This window comes from Galbibacter marinus, from assembly GCF_000300875.1.
Taxonomy (GTDB): Bacteria; Bacteroidota; Bacteroidia; order Flavobacteriales; family Flavobacteriaceae; genus Galbibacter; species Galbibacter marinus.
The window spans coordinates 164,108-182,195 of sequence record NZ_AMSG01000005.1; the positions used below are offsets into that span (position 1 = coordinate 164,108).

An 18,088-nucleotide genomic window follows, 5' to 3' on the forward strand; every position below is an offset into this window, starting at 1 on the left:
AAAGATTAATTTTGCACCTCTGTAAATTAGAGAGATGCAGCTAGAAAAAGAAATCAATAAAAGACGGACCTTTGGGATTATCTCCCACCCGGATGCAGGAAAGACAACATTAACTGAAAAACTATTACTTTTTGGAGGCGCCATACAAGAAGCAGGAGCCGTCAAGAGTAATAAAATCAAAAAAGGAGCTACTAGTGACTTCATGGAAATAGAACGCCAAAGAGGAATTTCTGTAGCTACTTCGGTACTTGCCTTTAATTATAGGGACAAAAAAATTAATATCCTTGACACCCCAGGACACAAAGATTTTGCCGAAGATACTTTTAGAACCCTAACCGCGGTTGATAGTGTTATAGTGGTAATTGATGTAGCAAAAGGAGTTGAGGAACAAACACAAAAATTGGTTGAAGTTTGTCGTATGCGAAAAATCCCAATGATTGTGTTTATCAACAAATTAGACCGGGAAGGAAAAGATGCCTTTGACCTCTTAGATGAAGTCGAACAAAAGCTCGAACTAAAAGTATGCCCTTTAAGTTATCCTATTGGAATGGGGTATGATTTTAAAGGCATCTATAATATTTGGGAGAAAAACATTAATCTATTTAGTGGTGACAATAAGAAAAACATCAAGGACACCATAGCATTTGACGATATCGAAAGTCCAGAACTTGAAAAACTTATAGGATCAGACGAAGCTGAAGAGCTAAGAACAGACCTAGAGTTAATCTCAGAGGTATATCCAGATTTTGACAGAGAGGCCTACATTAAAGGAGAACTACAACCCGTGTTTTTTGGCTCTGCTTTAAATAATTTTGGAGTACGTGAGCTTCTTGATTGCTTTATTACCATCGCCCCACCTCCACTTCCCAAAAAAGCGGAGGAACGCGCAGTTACTCCCACGGAAAATACATTTAGCGGGTTTGTATTTAAAATTCACGCCAATATGGATCCTAAACACAGAGACCGTTTGGCCTTTATTAAAATTGTATCTGGAACTTTTGAACGCAACAAACCATACCTACATGTAAGGCATCAAAAAAACCTAAAATTCTCAAGTCCAAATGCTTTTTTCGCTGAGAAAAAAGAAATTGTTGATGTATCCTATGCTGGTGATATTGTAGGTTTACACGATACAGGAAACTTTAAAATCGGCGACACCTTAACTGAAGGTGAACAATTAAACTTTAAAGGGATCCCAAGTTTTTCACCAGAACATTTTCGCTACATTAATAATGCCGATCCAATGAAATCTAAACAGTTGGAAAAAGGAATTACACAACTTATGGATGAAGGGGTTGCTCAGTTATTCACCCTGCAATTAAACAACAGGAAAATTATTGGAACTGTTGGAGCACTTCAATACGAGGTGATCCAATACCGATTAGAACATGAGTATGGGGCTAAGTGTAGCTACGAAAACTTCCCAGTACACAAAGCGTGTTGGGTAGAAGCAGAAGATCCTAATAACGAAGAATTTGCTGAATTCAAACGCGTAAAGCAAAAATTCCTAGCTCATGACAAACAAGGTCAATTAGTCTTTTTGGCCGACTCGGCATTTTCTATACAAATGGCACAGCAAAAGTATCCGACAGTGAAATTACATTTTGTATCGGAATACAAATAACAGAACATATTGAGTCGTCCTAAAATAGGTGGACAATAGTTCAACTTATTTCCAGTGGAGAATCCCATAAAAAAGCCCCTACATAATGAAGGGGCTTTTTAACGCACTAATATACTAAGATGTTAGGTTTATCGTAACCGATCAACAGATTTTACGAGATCCTCGTCCTTTTTAATAGCCTTATTGGCTAACACTAAAAAAACGATAGAAACAATAGGGAGAAGCATCCCAATACCCTTCTCAGAAACGTTCGTTTCTCCGGATAAAGTTAGCGACCGATAAACGAAAAATCCTAGTAGAAAAAGATTAAATATCATATTAAGTCTGTTCACCACAAACTGATTTTTTCTATTCTTAAATAAAAATATAGCGATAAGCGCTAAAATTGAAACAACTCCAAAACCACCTAGAATCATTAGCTCATCTTGAGCATACACCCAGTTAGCCTCTTGATCCGTCCATAAAGGCAACCAAAAAGGCAAAGCCCCACTAACAAGGACCACCACTAGTAAATAAATAGTTTGAATTCGTTGTATCACAAATTTGAATTTTGTTAGGCAAAAATAATGTTCTTTTCTAAAAATAATGCTTGTTTATTAAAATAAATTTGTAATATTGCGTAGTCAATTCGAAACGAGTACTTTACTTCAATAGATTTTGTACTTCTATTTTTTTTCAAAACAACAATCATAATTTACCTCAGACCAAATAATAATATATTTATTTAATCAATGTTTGAAATTTCAGATTTAAAGGCAAAAAAGCTTGCCGAACTACATGAGATTGCTAGAGTGGCTGGTATTCCAAAATTTAAAACGTTCAAAAAGAACGACCTCATCTATCAAATTCTCGACGTCCAAGCTGCTAGCCCAAGTGCAGTAAGCACTATAGATACTCCAAAAAAGGACACTCCTAAAGGCGAAGAAACACCTTCTGCGCAAAGGCCTAAAAAAAGAACGCGTACCACAAAAAGATCTACTGGGAAAGCGGAAGATACTAATGGTGGTGCAAATAAAGCATTTACCTCAACCCCTGCGCCCTCAAGGCCAGTTACCGAGGCTAATCCAACAGAGCCAAAACCCAAAAAAGAGAGTGCGCCTGTAAAGAAAGAAGTTGATAACCAAGCGAAACCAGAAGCTGTAAAGAAACCTAAAACGGAATCAAAACAACAGCCTAACAGCGCTAACAACAATCAGCAAAACAATACTAAGCGTAACGAGAACGCTAACAATGCACGCAACCCCAATAATAATCCAAATAACAACAATCAAGCTCATTCCCATAAGAAAAATAACAATAACGGTCCTAAGGATAAAGACAATTTTGACAAGGAAAAGAGAAACAGGTACAGGGAACCTGATTTTGAATTTGACGGTATTGTAGAGAGTGAGGGTGTTTTAGATATCATGCAAGATGGATATGGGTTTTTACGAAGTAGCGATTACAACTACCTTTCATCACCAGACGACATTTATGTATCTCAATCACAAATACGTTTATTTGGTTTAAAAACAGGAGATACTGTACGAGGAACAGTACGTCCACCTAAAGAAGGAGAAAAATATTTTCCACTCATTAAGGTAAACCAAATTAATGGATTAAATCCACAGGTTGTTCGTGACCGCGTATCTTTTGAGCATTTAACACCCCTATTCCCAGAGGAGAAATTCAGGTTAGCTGAAAATAGAAGCACCATATCCACTAGGATTGTGGACCTCTTCTCTCCTATTGGTAAAGGCCAAAGAGGTATGATCGTTTCTCAGCCTAAAACTGGTAAAACGATGCTTTTAAAAGACATCGCCAATGCAATTGCAGCAAACCATCCAGAGGTTTATCAATTAATTCTATTAATTGATGAGCGTCCTGAGGAGGTAACCGACATGCAACGTAATGTAAAAGGAGAAGTAATTGCCTCTACCTTTGACGAACCTGCAGACCGACACGTAAAAGTTGCCAATATTGTATTAGAAAAAGCAAAACGTCTAGTAGAATGCGGACACGATGTAGTAATTCTTTTAGATTCCATCACACGTCTAGCTAGAGCCTACAACACCGTTCAACCAGCTAGTGGTAAAGTCTTAAGTGGTGGGGTTGACGCGAACGCTTTACACAAACCTAAACGCTTTTTCGGTGCGGCAAGAAATATAGAAGGCGGTGGTTCCTTAACTATTATTGCTACAGCACTAACCGATACTGGTTCTAAAATGGACGAAGTTATTTTCGAAGAATTTAAAGGAACAGGTAATATGGAGTTACAACTTGACAGACGTATTGCTAACAAACGAATTTTCCCTGCAATTGATTTAATATCTTCTTCAACTAGACGAGACGATTTATTATTAGATGACAATGCGATTCAAAGAATGTGGATCTTACGTAAATACCTATCGGATATGAACCCTGTTGAAGCTATGGAGTTTATGGATCAACGTATTCGTATGACTAAGAATAATGAAGAATTTTTAATGACGATGAATCAATAATTTATCGGCAGACACAATACAATAGAGCCTGCACTTTTTTAAAAAAGTGCAGGCTTTTTTTTTATGCCTACAAAACGACCACAACTTTTCAGTAAACATCCTAGATTAATGCTTGCAGAGTCCCCCCTGAGCTCCAATCTAACAAATTCACACCAAATTTAAAGCCTAGAAGAAGACCCTTATTTTAAGACAACAATAGTCCTTACACCTATCAAATTAGTACATGATGTTAAAAATATGCTCTAAAGTAGTAGAATCATAAAAGCATTGATTAAATTTGAGTTTACTGAATCATTAGAAATGTATAAAGACCAACTAAGTCCAGGCCTCATACGGCAACTATTTGTACTTCTATCCATAGTACTATTAGGATATCTTATAATTGAGGAATTGCTTCCTTACCTCTCAGGTATATTAGGAGCAGTCACTATGTATGTCATTTTCAAAAGGCTCATGAAGCGACTTGTTAAGATAGGCTGTAGGCGCTGGGTAGCGGCAACGATTATCATTTTAATTTCAATAGTGATTATCATCATACCGGTAAGCTTAATAGTTTTATTATTATCCTCTAAGATTCAAAAAGCCGTAGCAAACTCAGAGGATCTGATCGCTATTATAAAAAGTAAAATATTGGAGGTCGAACAATATGTAGGATTCAGTTTATCTACCGAATTAAACACCAAAGAAATCACAGGTTGGGTCTCTACTCAAATTCAAGGCTTAGCTGGTGGGACATTTGATGCACTGATCGCTTTAACAATCATGTATTTTATTCTCTATTTTCTATTAATAGACTCGGAGAATTTACAAAAAAGAGTATTGAACTTCCTTCCTCTTAGTGATGAAAACATCAGATTAATTTCCAAAGAAAGTAGTGAAGTCGTAAAATCAAATGCCATCGGAATTCCTTTGGTAGCACTTTTACAAGGGATAGTTGCCCTAATCGGCTACTATATTTTCGGGGTTCAAGACCCAATATTTTGGTTTGTAGTGACCGTAATAGGCTCCATGATTCCTTTTGTTGGGACAGCCCTTGGGGTTATACCCGTAACCCTACTTCTATACGCACAAGGAGAACAATGGCAAGCTGTAGGTTTACTGATTTATGGAATAGCAGTGGTTGGGTCCACCGATAATGTATTTAGAATGGTCGTGCAGAGAAGACTCGCCAATCTCCACCCTCTTATTACTCTTATAGGGGTGATCATAGGTGTGCCCTTATTTGGTTTTATAGGACTCGTATTTGGTCCCTTGTTACTGAGTCTATTTCTGTTATTGGTGAAAATATACAAAAATGAATACGGCAATAAGGATACCAACTTACCCCATCAATAGACAGGGTAAGCTTAGCATAACCTCAAAATTATTTTTTATATCGCTTATTTAGGCTCTGCAGTCACACGGTGGCGCTCTCTTGCTAGAAGCGTGTTTTTAAGAAGCATTGCAATGGTCATTGGACCTACACCACCAGGAACTGGGGTGATAAAACTTGCCTTTTTACTCACGTTATCAAAGTCAACATCTCCAGTAATGCGGTAACCCTTGGGAGAATTCTCATCTGGTACTCTGGTGATTCCAACATCGATCACTACAACATCATCTTTAACCATTTCAGCCTTGAGATAATTCGGATGCCCTAATGCCGTGATAATAATATCAGCCTGAGAAGTGATCTGCGTAATATTTTTAGTATGACTATGAGTAAGTGTTACTGTAGAATTTCCTGGAAACCCTTTTCGACCCATCAAAATACTCATTGGGCGTCCCACGATATGTGAGCGACCTATGACCACAGTATGTTTTCCTTTAGTTTCAACGTTATATCGCTCCAACAGCTCTAGAATACCAAAAGGTGTCGCTGGAATAAAAGTACTCATATCCAAGGCCATTTTCCCGAAATTTGTTGGATGAAAACCGTCCACATCTTTATTAGGGTCAATTGCCATTAGCACACGTTGTTCATTGATTTGCTCAGGCAATGGTAATTGAACGATGAATCCATCGATATCTTTATTCTTGTTAAGCTCATCAATCTTACGCATAAGCTCCAATTCACTAGTAGTGCTTGGCAGCTTTACAAGAGTAGACTCGAATCCAACACGCTCACAAGCCTTTACTTTGCTTCCCACGTATGTCAGACTCGCACCGTCATTACCTACTATCACAGCCGCAAGATGAGGTACCTTTTCGCCTCTTGCTTTTATCTTTTGAACGATTTCTGCAATCTCGTCCTTAATTTGATTGGATATTTTCTTTCCGTCTAGAAGTTCCATTATATAGGTTTATTATTTTTAAGCTTGTTTACAAATCCAGATTACATAATTTGCAAAAAGGTAATTTACTTTAGCCCTTGCATCATCTGCATCATCTTTCTACCACCGCCTCCTTGCATCATTTTCATCATTTTACTCATTTGAGTAAACTGTTTTAGAAGTTGGTTTACCTCCTGAACTGAAGTTCCACTACCCTTTGCAATACGTTTTTTTCTACTTCCATTAAGGACAGAAGGAGTAGAACGTTCCTCAGGCGTCATAGAATGAATTATGGCCTCAATTCCCTTAAATGCATCATCATCTATATCCATTCCTTTTAAAGCCTTTCCTGCGCCAGGAATCATCCCGAGCAAGTCCTTCATACTACCCATCTTTTTGATTTGTTGTATCTGACTCAAAAAGTCGTCAAAACCAAATTGATCCTTGGCAATTTTTTTATGTAGTTTTCTAGCCTCCTCCTCATCGTATTGCTCCTGAGCTCTTTCTACCAAGGAAACAACGTCTCCCATTCCTAGGATCCGGTCAGCCATACGAGAAGGATAGAAGACATCTACCGCATCCATTTTCTCTCCAGTACCGATGAATTTAATCGGTTTATTTACCACAGATTTTATAGACAAAGCTGCCCCACCTCTAGTATCACCATCGAGTTTTGTAAGAATAACTCCATCAAAGTCTAAGACATCATTAAATGACTTTGCAGTGTTAACAGCATCCTGACCTGTCATAGAATCAACCACAAACAAGGTTTCATTTGGATTAATGGCATTATGAATATTAGAAATTTCCTTCATCATAAGCTCATCCACTGCCAAACGACCTGCGGTATCCACAATAACCACATTATGACCATTAGCCTTCGCATAATCCACACCAGCCTTAGCAATAGCTACTGGATCAGAATTCTCTCTATCGGAATATACCGACACTCCTATTTGCTCACCTACAACATGCAACTGATCAATCGCAGCCGGACGGTACACATCACAAGCTACCAAAAGAGGATTCTTTGTTTTTTTATTTTTTAGAAAATTAGCTAATTTACCTGAGAAGGTTGTTTTACCTGACCCCTGAAGACCCGCCATTAAAATAACAGAAGGATTACCTGAGAGATCCACCCCAGCGGCTTCACCACCCATAAGCTCGGTAAGCTCATCTTTGACAAGCTTCACCATCAACTGTCCTGGCTTCAAGGATGTCAATACATCCTGCCCAAGCGCTTTGCTTTTAACCGAGTTGGTAAATTCTTTGGCTGTTTTAAAGTTCACATCCGCATCCAACAATGCACGTCTAACCTCCTTAAGAGTCTCTGCTATGTTAACCTCGGTAATTTGCCCATGTCCTTTAAGAACATGAAAGGCTTTATCTAATTTTTCACTTAAATTATCAAACATATTATCTTACTGCTTTTACTCAATACTGAGAATTGGTAATATTCTCAAAAAATTCAACTGCGAATTTATAGAGAGTTGCAAATTTAAGAATTTGAACTCGAAGTTCGAAAGTTATTTTAGACTTCTTAATCAGGGGATTTACAGCAGCTTAAAATTAAAAACACTTCCGTAAAAATTTAGCCATTACACCAGCTGTGGTTGTATTTTTTTCCAACTACCTCTCTTGTAATACATAAATGCAATCATGGCTGCGATGGCATTTGAAATTGGGAAAGCCCACCATATACCCTCATAGCTTAGACTGGTATTATTGGAAAGCATAAATGCTACTGGAAATCTAGCCATCCAAAGTACCATTACAGAAATAAGCATGGAAACTTTTGTGAGTCCAGCTCCATTAAACACACCATTGAGTACCTGTTGAATCCCTAAAAGCCCAAAGGTAGGCGCCATAATCTTAATGAATTTTGATCCCACTTCAATAACATGCGGATCATCTGGGACAAAGAAACGCGTTAAAGGTTCAGCAAGGAAAAATAATATAATTCCTAAAAGGCTCAAGCCAATTGCCGCTATAAGCATCCCTATATTACCTACCCGCTCTGCACGATCCAACCGACCTGCTCCTATGTTTTGCCCAACTAGGCTAGTAGTTGCTATAGAAAGCCCTAATGCGGGAACGACCACTAAACTCAATATTCGCGCCCCTACTCCATAAGCAGCTACTATTTCACTATCAAAGCTAGTGACTAGCATCACCATAGCCGCCATTGCCGCAGCTCTACTTGATTGATCCAAACTCGCTGGAAGTCCTAAAGAAAATAAGTTTTTAACCCACTTAAAATCCCAACTCATATGAATAAGACGAATCTTAATACCCCTCTTTCCTTTGAAGAGAATATACAACCCAAAGGCAGCAGAAATAGCTTGGGTAAAAATACTAGCTATCGCAGCTCCTGCAACCCCATATCCAGGGATGGGACCATAACCAAAGATAAATAAAGGATCTAGAACCAAATTTAAAAACACGGTTCCCAGAACAATATACATGGGTATAATAACATTACCAATCCCTCTCATTAGAGATTGATAGACAAAAAACATAAACATAAAGATATAACCCCAGGAAGACACCTGAAAGTAAATCACGGCATCATCCATGAGTTCCTCTCCTGCACCGATTAGGTTCATCAAAGTCCCTGCAGAATAATAACCAATAAGAGCTAAAATAATAGAAATGAAAAAAATAACCATGACCGTTTGTGAAGAAGCATAATTGACCATTTTTTGATCCCCCGCTCCTTTATGCTGCGCCACGATAACAGTCCCAGCAAGAGTTAAACCCCCACCTAAGGAAACCACTAAAAATAAAATTGGAAAACTCAAGCTCACACTCGCTACCGCGTTGGCACTTAAGCGTCCCAACCAAAAGGTGTCTACGAGCTGGTACATGGTTTGTAAAACATTGGCAATTATTATAGGAAATGCCAATTTGAGTATGGTATTTAAAATGTGTTTATTTTCGTTAGAAAAAAGTATCCTTTGTTGCATCACCGTACAAAATTAATAATTAATACGGTAAGCAATACTATAGCCCTTTAGATTTAAATAACTTATTTACCACCATTGGCTCGTAAATCCGCTTCACAATAGTTATCGAGCTGTGGAAGCTGCTGGTCTGTGTTAAAACCAGAAAATTCCCATCCAGTTTCGATTTTGTAATTCATAAGACAGTCCTCTACATTACAATGATGTCCATTTTCAGGATCAATATGATTTTGTTGCATAGGGGTACCCACGTTGACAAGTCCTAGCAAATGAGAAAATTCATGCCTTAGTACCGTACTCTCTAATGCAAATGACTTCGAAGTGGTCATGGAATTGATACTTTGCTTAAAAATAACAAAAGAAGTATTTCTATAAGAAACTCCCAAAACCACATCAAAACCACTTGATTTTGAAGATTCTTCCATGCTTTTATACCTCCCATCGAGATAAAAAACAAACATAGCCAAACGACCATCACTATTGTAATGTCCACGTAACTCCTTTTCTAGACTATCAACCTGAGAAATGGTATAAAACTCCTTTGATGGAGATTCAATAGCTCTTTTTGTAATTTCTATACCCCCTGATTTATGACAATATTGATTTATAAATTCCACCAAACTATGCAAAGCTTCATCTGAAGGTGGAAATTCTTCCACATATACAATCTCCATTACGAGCTCTTTATAATGGTCCTGGGTCAAGAAGTCTCTTGCAGAATCCCCAGTTGATAATCGATTTGAAGCAGTTAATCTAGCAATTTCATTAGCGTCATCACCATCCGAACAAGATATAAAGCCCAATATAAGGATCAGCCCGTAAAAAAATTTATTCATAGATGTACTTTTTTTGCAATATATAGAATTTTTACATTCAACCACGCATCCGAGTGGATTGGCACAAAGCAACACTCTTTGTCATAATAACATAAATCAATCATTAAATTCAAAAAGGGAGCAGTCTACTACAGATTGCCCCCTAACCACATGAATTTAATGATGAAACTAATAATGTAATTTTCCTTATGGATACACAAAGTCAACTAATTACAATCACATCTATTAAGAATTTTTGAATTTTTGTTCGATTAACCCTACCCTCTCTTCAGAGATAAAAACTAAAGTACCTTAGCTTAAAAACAATAAAAGGTCAATCAACTATTTCATGGATAATAGATGAACAAATATACTTTTATTTTTATTAAATCTAAATAAATTTTATAATTTTGTTTTAGTAGAGTTTCATTTAAACCAATTGACCATGTGTAAACACCTAAAAATACTAAGCAGATCAAAGAACGGATTACTCATTTTTTGCCAGCATAATCACATGTATCAATTGTTATTTAACAACCTCAACTTTAATTTCACCCAAGGTGAATATGAAAGTTTTCAACGGTATATGTATACATTAGAGGTTGACTTTTGGGAAGAAGAATTCAAATATTCGATATATGAAAAGCGCATTCCAATACCGACTATTCAATCCAATCTATTGATTTTACTAAACAAAGCGGAGGTTTTGGAATTAAAACGCTTGATAGCCATGCATCAAAGTAATCAAGAGCTGATCACGGCATCAGATATAAATTACAATTGGCAGCCAAATTAAGCTTCGCCTGACATTAGATCTGAAAAAAAGAAAGCCAATTATATTTTGAGTTTGTTAGTTCAACCTTGCTTATAACAAGGAAAAACCCCAAGAAAACAAGAAGTCTTGGGGTTTTTAAATTTTATATAATTAAAGGAGTGCTACATTCTCTCAGGCACTTGAATACCCAACAATACGAGTGCATCTTCTATAATTTGACCAACCTTTTTAGAAAGTTGAACTCTAAATATTTTTTCTTCAAGCTGGTCAGCTCCAAGGATCGAGACATTCTGATAGAAAGAATTGAACTCCTTCACTAAATCAAAGACATAATTAGCGATCAGTGCTGGAGAGTAATTCGAAGCTGCATTTTGAATCACTTCTGGGAATTGTTGCATCAATTTAATAAGTTCTCGTTCCTTCTCATGTAACTCGTAGGTGGGGCTCACATTGGATTCATAATCAAAATCCGCCTTGCGGATAATGGATTGTATGCGAGCATAGGTATACTGAATAAAAGGGCCTGTATTTCCTTGGAAATCGATGGATTCTTTAGGGTTGAATAAAATTCGTTTTTTAGGATCTACCTTTAATATATAATACTTTAAAGCCCCAAGACCAATGGTCTTATAAAGTTCTTGCTTTTGCTGTTCACTAAAGCCTTCTAGCTTACCTAGCTCTGCTGAAATTTCCCCAGCAGTATCCGTCATTTGTTGAATAAGTTCATCAGCATCCACTACCGTTCCTTCTCGGCTTTTCATTTTACCATCAGGCAAATCAACCATCCCATAACTTAAGTGATAGAGATGTTTTGCCCATGAATATCCAAGCTTTTCTAAAATTAAAAACAAGACCTTAAAGTGATAATCCTGCTCATTTCCAACAGTATAAACCAAGGCACCCACATCTGGAAAATCCTTTACCCTTTGAATCGCAGTCCCAATATCTTGCGTCATATAAACAGCTGTTCCATCGGAGCGAAGCACGATCTTTTCATCCAAGCCTTCCTCGCTTAAATCGATCCAAACAGAACCATCTTCTTTAGTATAAAAAACACCTTTTTCTAAACCTTCTGCGACAATATCTTTCCCTAATAAATAGGTATTACTCTCGTAATAAAGCTGATCAAAGTCTACTCCTAAATTCTTATAAGTCTTATTAAAACCATCGTACACCCATCCGTTCATTGTATTCCAAAGCCTAACCACTTCGGTATCTCCAGCTTCCCATTTTCGAAGCATCTCTTGAGCCTCTAATATAATAGGAGCTTGTTTTGCAGCTTGTTGTTCATCAACACCTTGAGCGATAAGCTCACTGATTTGCTCTTTATAAGCACGATCAAATTCCACATAGTAGTTCCCTACCAATTTATCTCCTTTAAGCCCTGTGGACTCCGGAGTTTCACCATTGCCATACTTTTGCCAAGCCAGCATAGACTTACAAATATGGATTCCGCGATCATTTATAATTTGAGTTTTATAAACCTTCTTCCCAGAGGCCTTCAGGATCTCCGATACCGAATAACCCAACAAATTATTTCTAACATGTCCTAGATGCAATGGCTTGTTGGTATTTGGAGATGAATACTCCACCATTACAGCATTACTTCCTGGTTCTGCACTTACATACCCAAAATGGGCTTGGGTTCTAATCCCGTTAAAAAAGTCCATGAAATAAGACTCAGAAATAACCAAGTTTAAAAATCCTTTTACGACGTTAAAACGAATCACCTGATCCATGTTGAGCTCTAGGTAAGCCCCTATCTCTTCACCTATAAGTTGTGGATTTCCTTTAAGGGTGCGAAGCATTGGGAAGATTACAACCGTTAAATCACCTTCAAATTCCTTTCGGGTGATTTGAAGTTCTACCATTTCGAGTTCTTTTTCAAAAATCGTAGCTACCGCCTCCTTAACCTTGGATATAATAAGCTCTTGAATATTCATCAACTTTCAAATTTAGCTGCAAATATAAGTATTTAGCTCATGTTTTAAAGTCTGAGCTATAGACAAATCACACTTCAAATCAATGCAAATTTAAATTACAGCAAATTGAAGACTTCCACTTAATGTAAGATTTGTCCTCTTGAGCAATTAAAAGTATTTCCATTCGTCTATTTTTTAGGACATTGGACTGTATAAAACTGATGGATTAAGCACTTGTTTTAACTTTAAAGAGCAATCCTAAAATACATGCGTCAAATACTATTTTTTTTAATTCTAACCCTACTGACTTATTGCTCCACACCTTCTGAGTTCCACGAAGAGAAAACTGTATATGTAGCTAAAACAACAGAAGGGTTCACCCTTATGAGAAACTCCCTACCTTTTAAAATTAAAGGGGCTGCAGGTTCCCCAGACCATATCGAGTCCTTAGCCCAGGCTGGCGCAAATACCATTCGCGTCTATGACACCACCGATCTAAAGACAGTATTAGATAAGGCCTTGGCCCACAATTTGGCAGTAGCGGTTGATATTCCAATGGCAAATTACCAAAGCACCTTTTATCAGTCTCAAGCCAATCGGGATTCCGCCTTTATCCGCATTAAAAAGCTTGTGGAAGGTCACAAAGATCATCCCGCACTTTTATTTTGGATGCTGGGCAATGAACTACAATTTCCAACCGACTATTTTTTGAACAGCAGGCAGCTTAGTTTTATCGCATTTTTTAACACACTTTTAAAGCAAATTCATGAATTGGATCCCAACCATCCTGTCTCTACTAGTATTGCCTCTATTTCAAAAAAACGAATTTTTAGTATTCAGAGAAGAAGTCCTAATTTAGATTTTATCTCCATTAACATCTTTGGGCAAATCCATGAAATGGATTCTCAAATTTCCAAATTAAGTCTCTTTTGGGATGGACCCTTCTTAATTAGCGAGTGGGGAGCAGAAGGCCCCTGGATAAATAGAAAAACAAATTGGAATTCAACCATTGAACATAAAGATGGTGAAAAAGCAAAGGAAATCGAAAAAGTATACACCCAATACCTAGATGCATATCCTTCTAGAAACCTTGGAGACCTTGTATTCTACTGGGGAGAGAAGCAAGAAACCACGCATACCTGGTTTAGCCTGTTAGATTCTCAGGGAAGAAAAAGCAATATGGCCAATAGCGTTGCTCAGTATTTTCAAGGACCTAACACTATGTTAAATCGCCCGCCTTTAATAGAAAACATGCTTTTAAATTCCCAAAACAGTTGGTCTGACATTATTATAGAGCCCAATACAATTTGTAAAGCTAAGGTTGAATACAAAGCTTCAGACAGTCTGGATATACATTGGGAAATCGTAAAAGAAGGGTGGAATGTCGAACCCGGTAAAAAGGAGATCAAGCCAACTACTTACCCCTTGACAAAAGGTTTAGAAAAAATAACTTTCCAAGCGCCTGAAAATGAGGGGCCTTATCGCTTATTTGTTTATTTATATGATACAAATCAAAACTTTACCACCGCTAATATACCATTCTACGTTTTAAGATGAAACGTCGTATTACTATACAACCACCTACTAAAAAGGAAAAAATCACTTTGCGATTTATGATCGTTGTAGGTTGTCTTGCCCTGATTTATTTTGTGTTTATTTTCTTTTCCATCGATAAAATTGGAAACAAATTTCTTTACATCCTACTCTGTACGACACTAGCCTACAGTCTAGCAAGAATATTATACGAATGGTATCACTACTGGGATATCTCCATCCCTAAGTTTCAGCCCTTGACAAAAAACTTTACGGTAGATATATTGACTACCTATTTCCCAGGTGAGCCCTATGAGATGGTTGAAAACACTTTGATAGCTATTAAAAATATAACCTATCCACATACGACTATTCTATGTGATGAGGCCAATGATCCTCGTTTGATTACCTTTTGTCTTAAGCATGATATTCGCCACATCGCAAGATCGGTTCACACTGACGCAAAGGCTGGAAACATCAATAATGCCTTATGTAAAATTGCCCGAGGTGAAATATGTGTAATCTTAGATCCAGACCACGTTCCAGCGCCGGAGTTTTTGGATCATGTCCTGCCCTATTTCGAGGATGACAACATAGGTTTTGTACAAATAGTTCAAGCATACAAAAACCTCCACGAATCATATGTAGCAAAAGGTTCCGCCCAACAGACGTTTCAGTTTTATGGCCCCATTATGATGTGTATGAACAGCTATGGGACCGTAAATGCTATCGGGGCAAATTGCACCTTTAGACGTGCGGCCCTGGATAGCATTCAAGGTCACGCCCCTGGGTTAGCCGAAGATATGCATACCGCTATGCAACTACATGCAAAGGGATGGAAGTCAGTTTATGTTCCGAAGATTTTAGCTAGAGGTCTAGTTCCATCATCATTAACAGCATACTACAAACAACAATTAAAATGGGCTAGAGGCACCACAGATTTACTTGCTCATGTGTACCCAAAGTTATTCAAGCAATTTAATTGGAGACAGCGCATTCATTACGGTCTGATTCCTTTACATTATATCTTTGGCTTTATTTATTTGATCAATTTTTTAATTCCTATCATTTCATTAAGCTTTTCCATTACTCCGTGGAAAGGCAATATATTACTGTTCGGACTAAGTTTGTTTCCTTTAATGGCCACTGTAATTATCATTAGAAATTATGTCCAACGCTGGGTTATGGAAGAGACGGAACGAGGTTTTCATGCCGTGGGAGGATTATTGCAAATCAGCACTTGGTGGATATTTTGTTTGGGATGTATTTACACCGTATTTTCCAAAAAGATCCCATACCTACCAACCCCAAAAACAGGAGAAGATAAAACTAGTTGGAAGTTACTTGCCCCGAATATCATAGTGGGGGTTGTATCCTTAGCCTCGATTATCTATGGCTTACAAAAAAACCTCACGCCATTTAGTCTATTTATGTCCGGGTTCGCACTTTTAAATGCCTTCTTCATGTTTTTCACCATTTATCTGGGTTTCCATAAATCCAGTCAACTGGCCGCGATAAAGAATAACTTTTCCAAAAAGGCTTACCAAACCAACCTCAATGTGAAGGTTCAATTGTGGAGATTTCGTCATGCTATCTATAGTCTGGTACGCCAGACAGGGATGCCATTACTTCTTTTAATTATGTGCTTTTCTCTGATTTCAATTAACAAACAACAATATAGAAAATGGGATGGAGTTGATTCAAATGTAAAACCAGCACATCTCTCCCAACGCTACTTAGGCATATATAACCCACTATACAACAATGGTTTCAGTAATGCCGAAGAAATAAAAAAAGTAGAGCAAAAATTAAATATCGCCTTCGATATCAGTGCACACTATATCCCTTGGGGAGACACCTTTCAATTCAAGAATCTAAAAAAGGTCCTAAATCAGAATAAACACACTCCCATTATTAGCTGGGAACCTTGGAGCAATGATTTTAGCTTCAGTAAAAGTCGAAAGCAATATCAAGAAAACAAAAATATTTTTAAACATATTCTACAAGGAGACTTCGATAATTATATCAAACAAACAGCCTTTGCATTTAAAAATTATCGAAAAACAGTGTATTTAAGATTTGCACATGAGTTTGACAACCCTTTTTACCCATGGTCCCAAAGCGGGAACAATACAGCTGAAGAATTCAAAAAGGCATGGGTCTATATCTGGAACATTTACAAAGAACTTGGTGTGGATAATGTAAAATGGGTATGGAATCCATGGAAATCAGAGGCGATTGATTTATATTACCCTGGCGACACTTATGTTGACTATGTGGGACTAACTGCACTGAATTATGGCAAACAGCCCAGTTTTGATCATTGGTACGCTCCATTTAAAAATGCTCTTACTTCCCAAGGAATCCAAAAACCCGTCATCCTAGCAGAATTCGGTAGCTTAGCCAATAACACCAATCAAACCACCTGGATTAACCAAGGGGTAGAAAGTATCGCTGACAACTACCCTGAGATTAATCATTTGGTAATTTTTAATAGTTCAATCGATAGAAATGTGCCTGAACAGCTAGACACCTCGATATTAAATTGGAAAATTGCAGATTACAACCAGCTTCGAAGAACCCTTTGGGAGGCTGAAATTCGTCAAGAAAATTGTATCCCCTTATCCACCGACACCCTTAAGTTAACCCAGCACACTACAAACTTTGTGGAGATCACTAAAAATATCAAAGGAGTTATTTATAACAAGGGTCTTAATTGGTATAAAAATTATTACACTCTTGATATTAACACCCTTCAAAAAGATTTTAGCCAGATAAGAACACTTGGGTTTAATCGTGTAAAATATTTTGGAAGCCCCATTTACAACCACAATGTATTTAAAACAGCAAAACAGTACAATTTACAAATCGATTATGGTTTTTGGCTCCCCGAGATTGAAGACTTTACCAATATCGCATTCATAGAAAAGATAGAAAATCAAGTACTAGACAAGGTTCGCCAATTAAAAAATGAGCAAATTATTGATTCTTGGCATTTCTCAAATGACTTACTGAGTCATTATGCTAAAACGTACAAATCAGAACACATTGATTCTAAACAACAACAGTATACTGATTGGTTACAAGAACTTTTGATAAAAATTAAGTCCGAAGATTCCTCTCGTCCGATTATCGTCTCCCTAGACTTAAATAAGTACACAATTACAAACACCGCAATACTACTCTCTAAGGCGCCCCCTATTGACGCCCTAGCTTTAAACCTAAATAAGGAAGAAGACAATTGTTATCTGAAAGAATTTGTTGCATTTGCAAAACAGCATCACATTGCCTATCAATTAGGTACTGTACCTCCTAAAACACTCCCACAAGTGGAAGCACTCTACAAAGAGAACAAAAGCCTCTATATTGCTAACTTTCAAGATAGACATGAGAGTAACAGCATGGACTTAAATGGGTTGATCGATTTTAAAGGCGCTATAAAACCAGATCTTTATAGGGTTCAATCTTTTTTAAATCACCAAAAGTACACTCCAGAAGATCTAAAAATTAACATTTTAAAACCTGCTTCTCGATTAAAAGTGGATTTTCCATACAAGTATACAGCGGTATTTAAAACCTCAGAAACCCCATGGAGTTACCAAGTTCCAAATCTCGAAAACAGTAGACTCGAATGGTTCTTGGTAAAATGTGATGTTTATGGAAACTCTTTAGTAATGAAATCAATTGGTAATACATCCCAAGCAAGTATTACAATACCCGA

General features: G+C 37.3%; 12 protein-coding genes. 6 read left to right on the plus strand and 6 right to left on the minus strand.

Annotated features, from left to right (window positions below):
* The first annotated feature begins 34 nt into the window (after positions 1-34).
* The gene (locus I215_RS06180; protein ID WP_008991106.1) at positions 35-1,624 is read left to right on the plus strand and encodes a peptide chain release factor 3; all 1,590 of its coding nucleotides are present in this window, start codon (positions 35-37) and stop codon (positions 1,622-1,624) included.
* A gap of 128 nt (positions 1,625-1,752) precedes the next feature.
* On the opposite strand, the gene I215_RS06185 is transcribed toward I215_RS06180, so the two are convergent.
* A complete protein-coding gene (locus I215_RS06185; protein ID WP_008991107.1) occupies positions 1,753-2,163 on the minus strand; it encodes a DUF4293 domain-containing protein in 411 nt (136 codons plus the stop codon).
* A 192-nt stretch (positions 2,164-2,355) separates the two neighbouring features.
* Between I215_RS06185 and rho the strand changes: the two genes are divergently transcribed.
* Both rho and I215_RS06195 read left to right on the plus strand, forming a co-directional pair.
* Complete coding sequence (gene rho / locus I215_RS06190; RefSeq protein WP_008991108.1) at positions 2,356-4,107, plus strand: transcription termination factor Rho; 1,752 nt, start codon at positions 2,356-2,358, stop codon at positions 4,105-4,107.
* A 300-nt stretch (positions 4,108-4,407) separates the two neighbouring features.
* Complete coding sequence (locus tag I215_RS06195; RefSeq protein ID WP_008991109.1) at positions 4,408-5,442, plus strand: AI-2E family transporter; 1,035 nt, start codon at positions 4,408-4,410, stop codon at positions 5,440-5,442.
* A 44-nt stretch (positions 5,443-5,486) separates the two neighbouring features.
* On the opposite strand, the gene I215_RS06200 is transcribed toward I215_RS06195, so the two are convergent.
* The 4 genes from I215_RS06200 to I215_RS06215 form a co-directional block, all read right to left on the minus strand.
* On the minus strand, positions 5,487-6,380 hold the full coding sequence (locus I215_RS06200) for a bifunctional 5,10-methylenetetrahydrofolate dehydrogenase/5,10-methenyltetrahydrofolate cyclohydrolase (protein WP_008991110.1): 894 nt from the start codon (positions 6,378-6,380) through the stop codon (positions 5,487-5,489).
* Positions 6,381-6,445: 65 nt separating this feature from the next.
* On the minus strand, positions 6,446-7,774 hold the full coding sequence (gene ffh / locus I215_RS06205) for a signal recognition particle protein (RefSeq protein ID WP_008991111.1): 1,329 nt from the start codon (positions 7,772-7,774) through the stop codon (positions 6,446-6,448).
* Between the two features lie 183 nt (positions 7,775-7,957).
* Positions 7,958-9,265 (minus strand): MATE family efflux transporter, encoded by a 1,308-nt coding sequence (locus I215_RS06210; RefSeq protein ID WP_237738931.1) that lies wholly within the window; start codon positions 9,263-9,265, stop codon positions 7,958-7,960.
* A 122-nt stretch (positions 9,266-9,387) separates the two neighbouring features.
* The gene (locus I215_RS06215; RefSeq protein ID WP_008991113.1) at positions 9,388-10,158 is read right to left on the minus strand and encodes a hypothetical protein; all 771 of its coding nucleotides are present in this window, start codon (positions 10,156-10,158) and stop codon (positions 9,388-9,390) included.
* A gap of 424 nt (positions 10,159-10,582) precedes the next feature.
* Here I215_RS06215 and I215_RS06220 point away from each other — a divergent pair, with 424 nt between their 5' ends.
* On the plus strand, positions 10,583-10,933 hold the full coding sequence (locus I215_RS06220; protein WP_040459909.1) for a DUF6686 family protein: 351 nt from the start codon (positions 10,583-10,585) through the stop codon (positions 10,931-10,933).
* A 140-nt stretch (positions 10,934-11,073) separates the two neighbouring features.
* Here I215_RS06220 and argS read toward each other — a convergent pair whose 3' ends face one another.
* A complete protein-coding gene (argS, locus tag I215_RS06225; protein ID WP_008991115.1) occupies positions 11,074-12,855 on the minus strand; it encodes an arginine--tRNA ligase in 1,782 nt (593 codons plus the stop codon).
* A gap of 246 nt (positions 12,856-13,101) precedes the next feature.
* On the opposite strand from argS, the gene I215_RS06230 reads away from it, so the two are divergent.
* Both I215_RS06230 and I215_RS15675 read left to right on the plus strand, forming a co-directional pair.
* Positions 13,102-14,391, plus strand: coding sequence for a glycoside hydrolase family 2 TIM barrel-domain containing protein (locus I215_RS06230; protein ID WP_008991116.1), 1,290 nt, complete (start codon positions 13,102-13,104; stop codon positions 14,389-14,391).
* A partial coding sequence (locus I215_RS15675; RefSeq protein WP_008991117.1) for a glycosyltransferase family 2 protein occupies positions 14,388-18,088 on the plus strand: 3,701 nt, incomplete at its 3' end. The genes I215_RS06230 and I215_RS15675, both read left to right, overlap by 4 nt.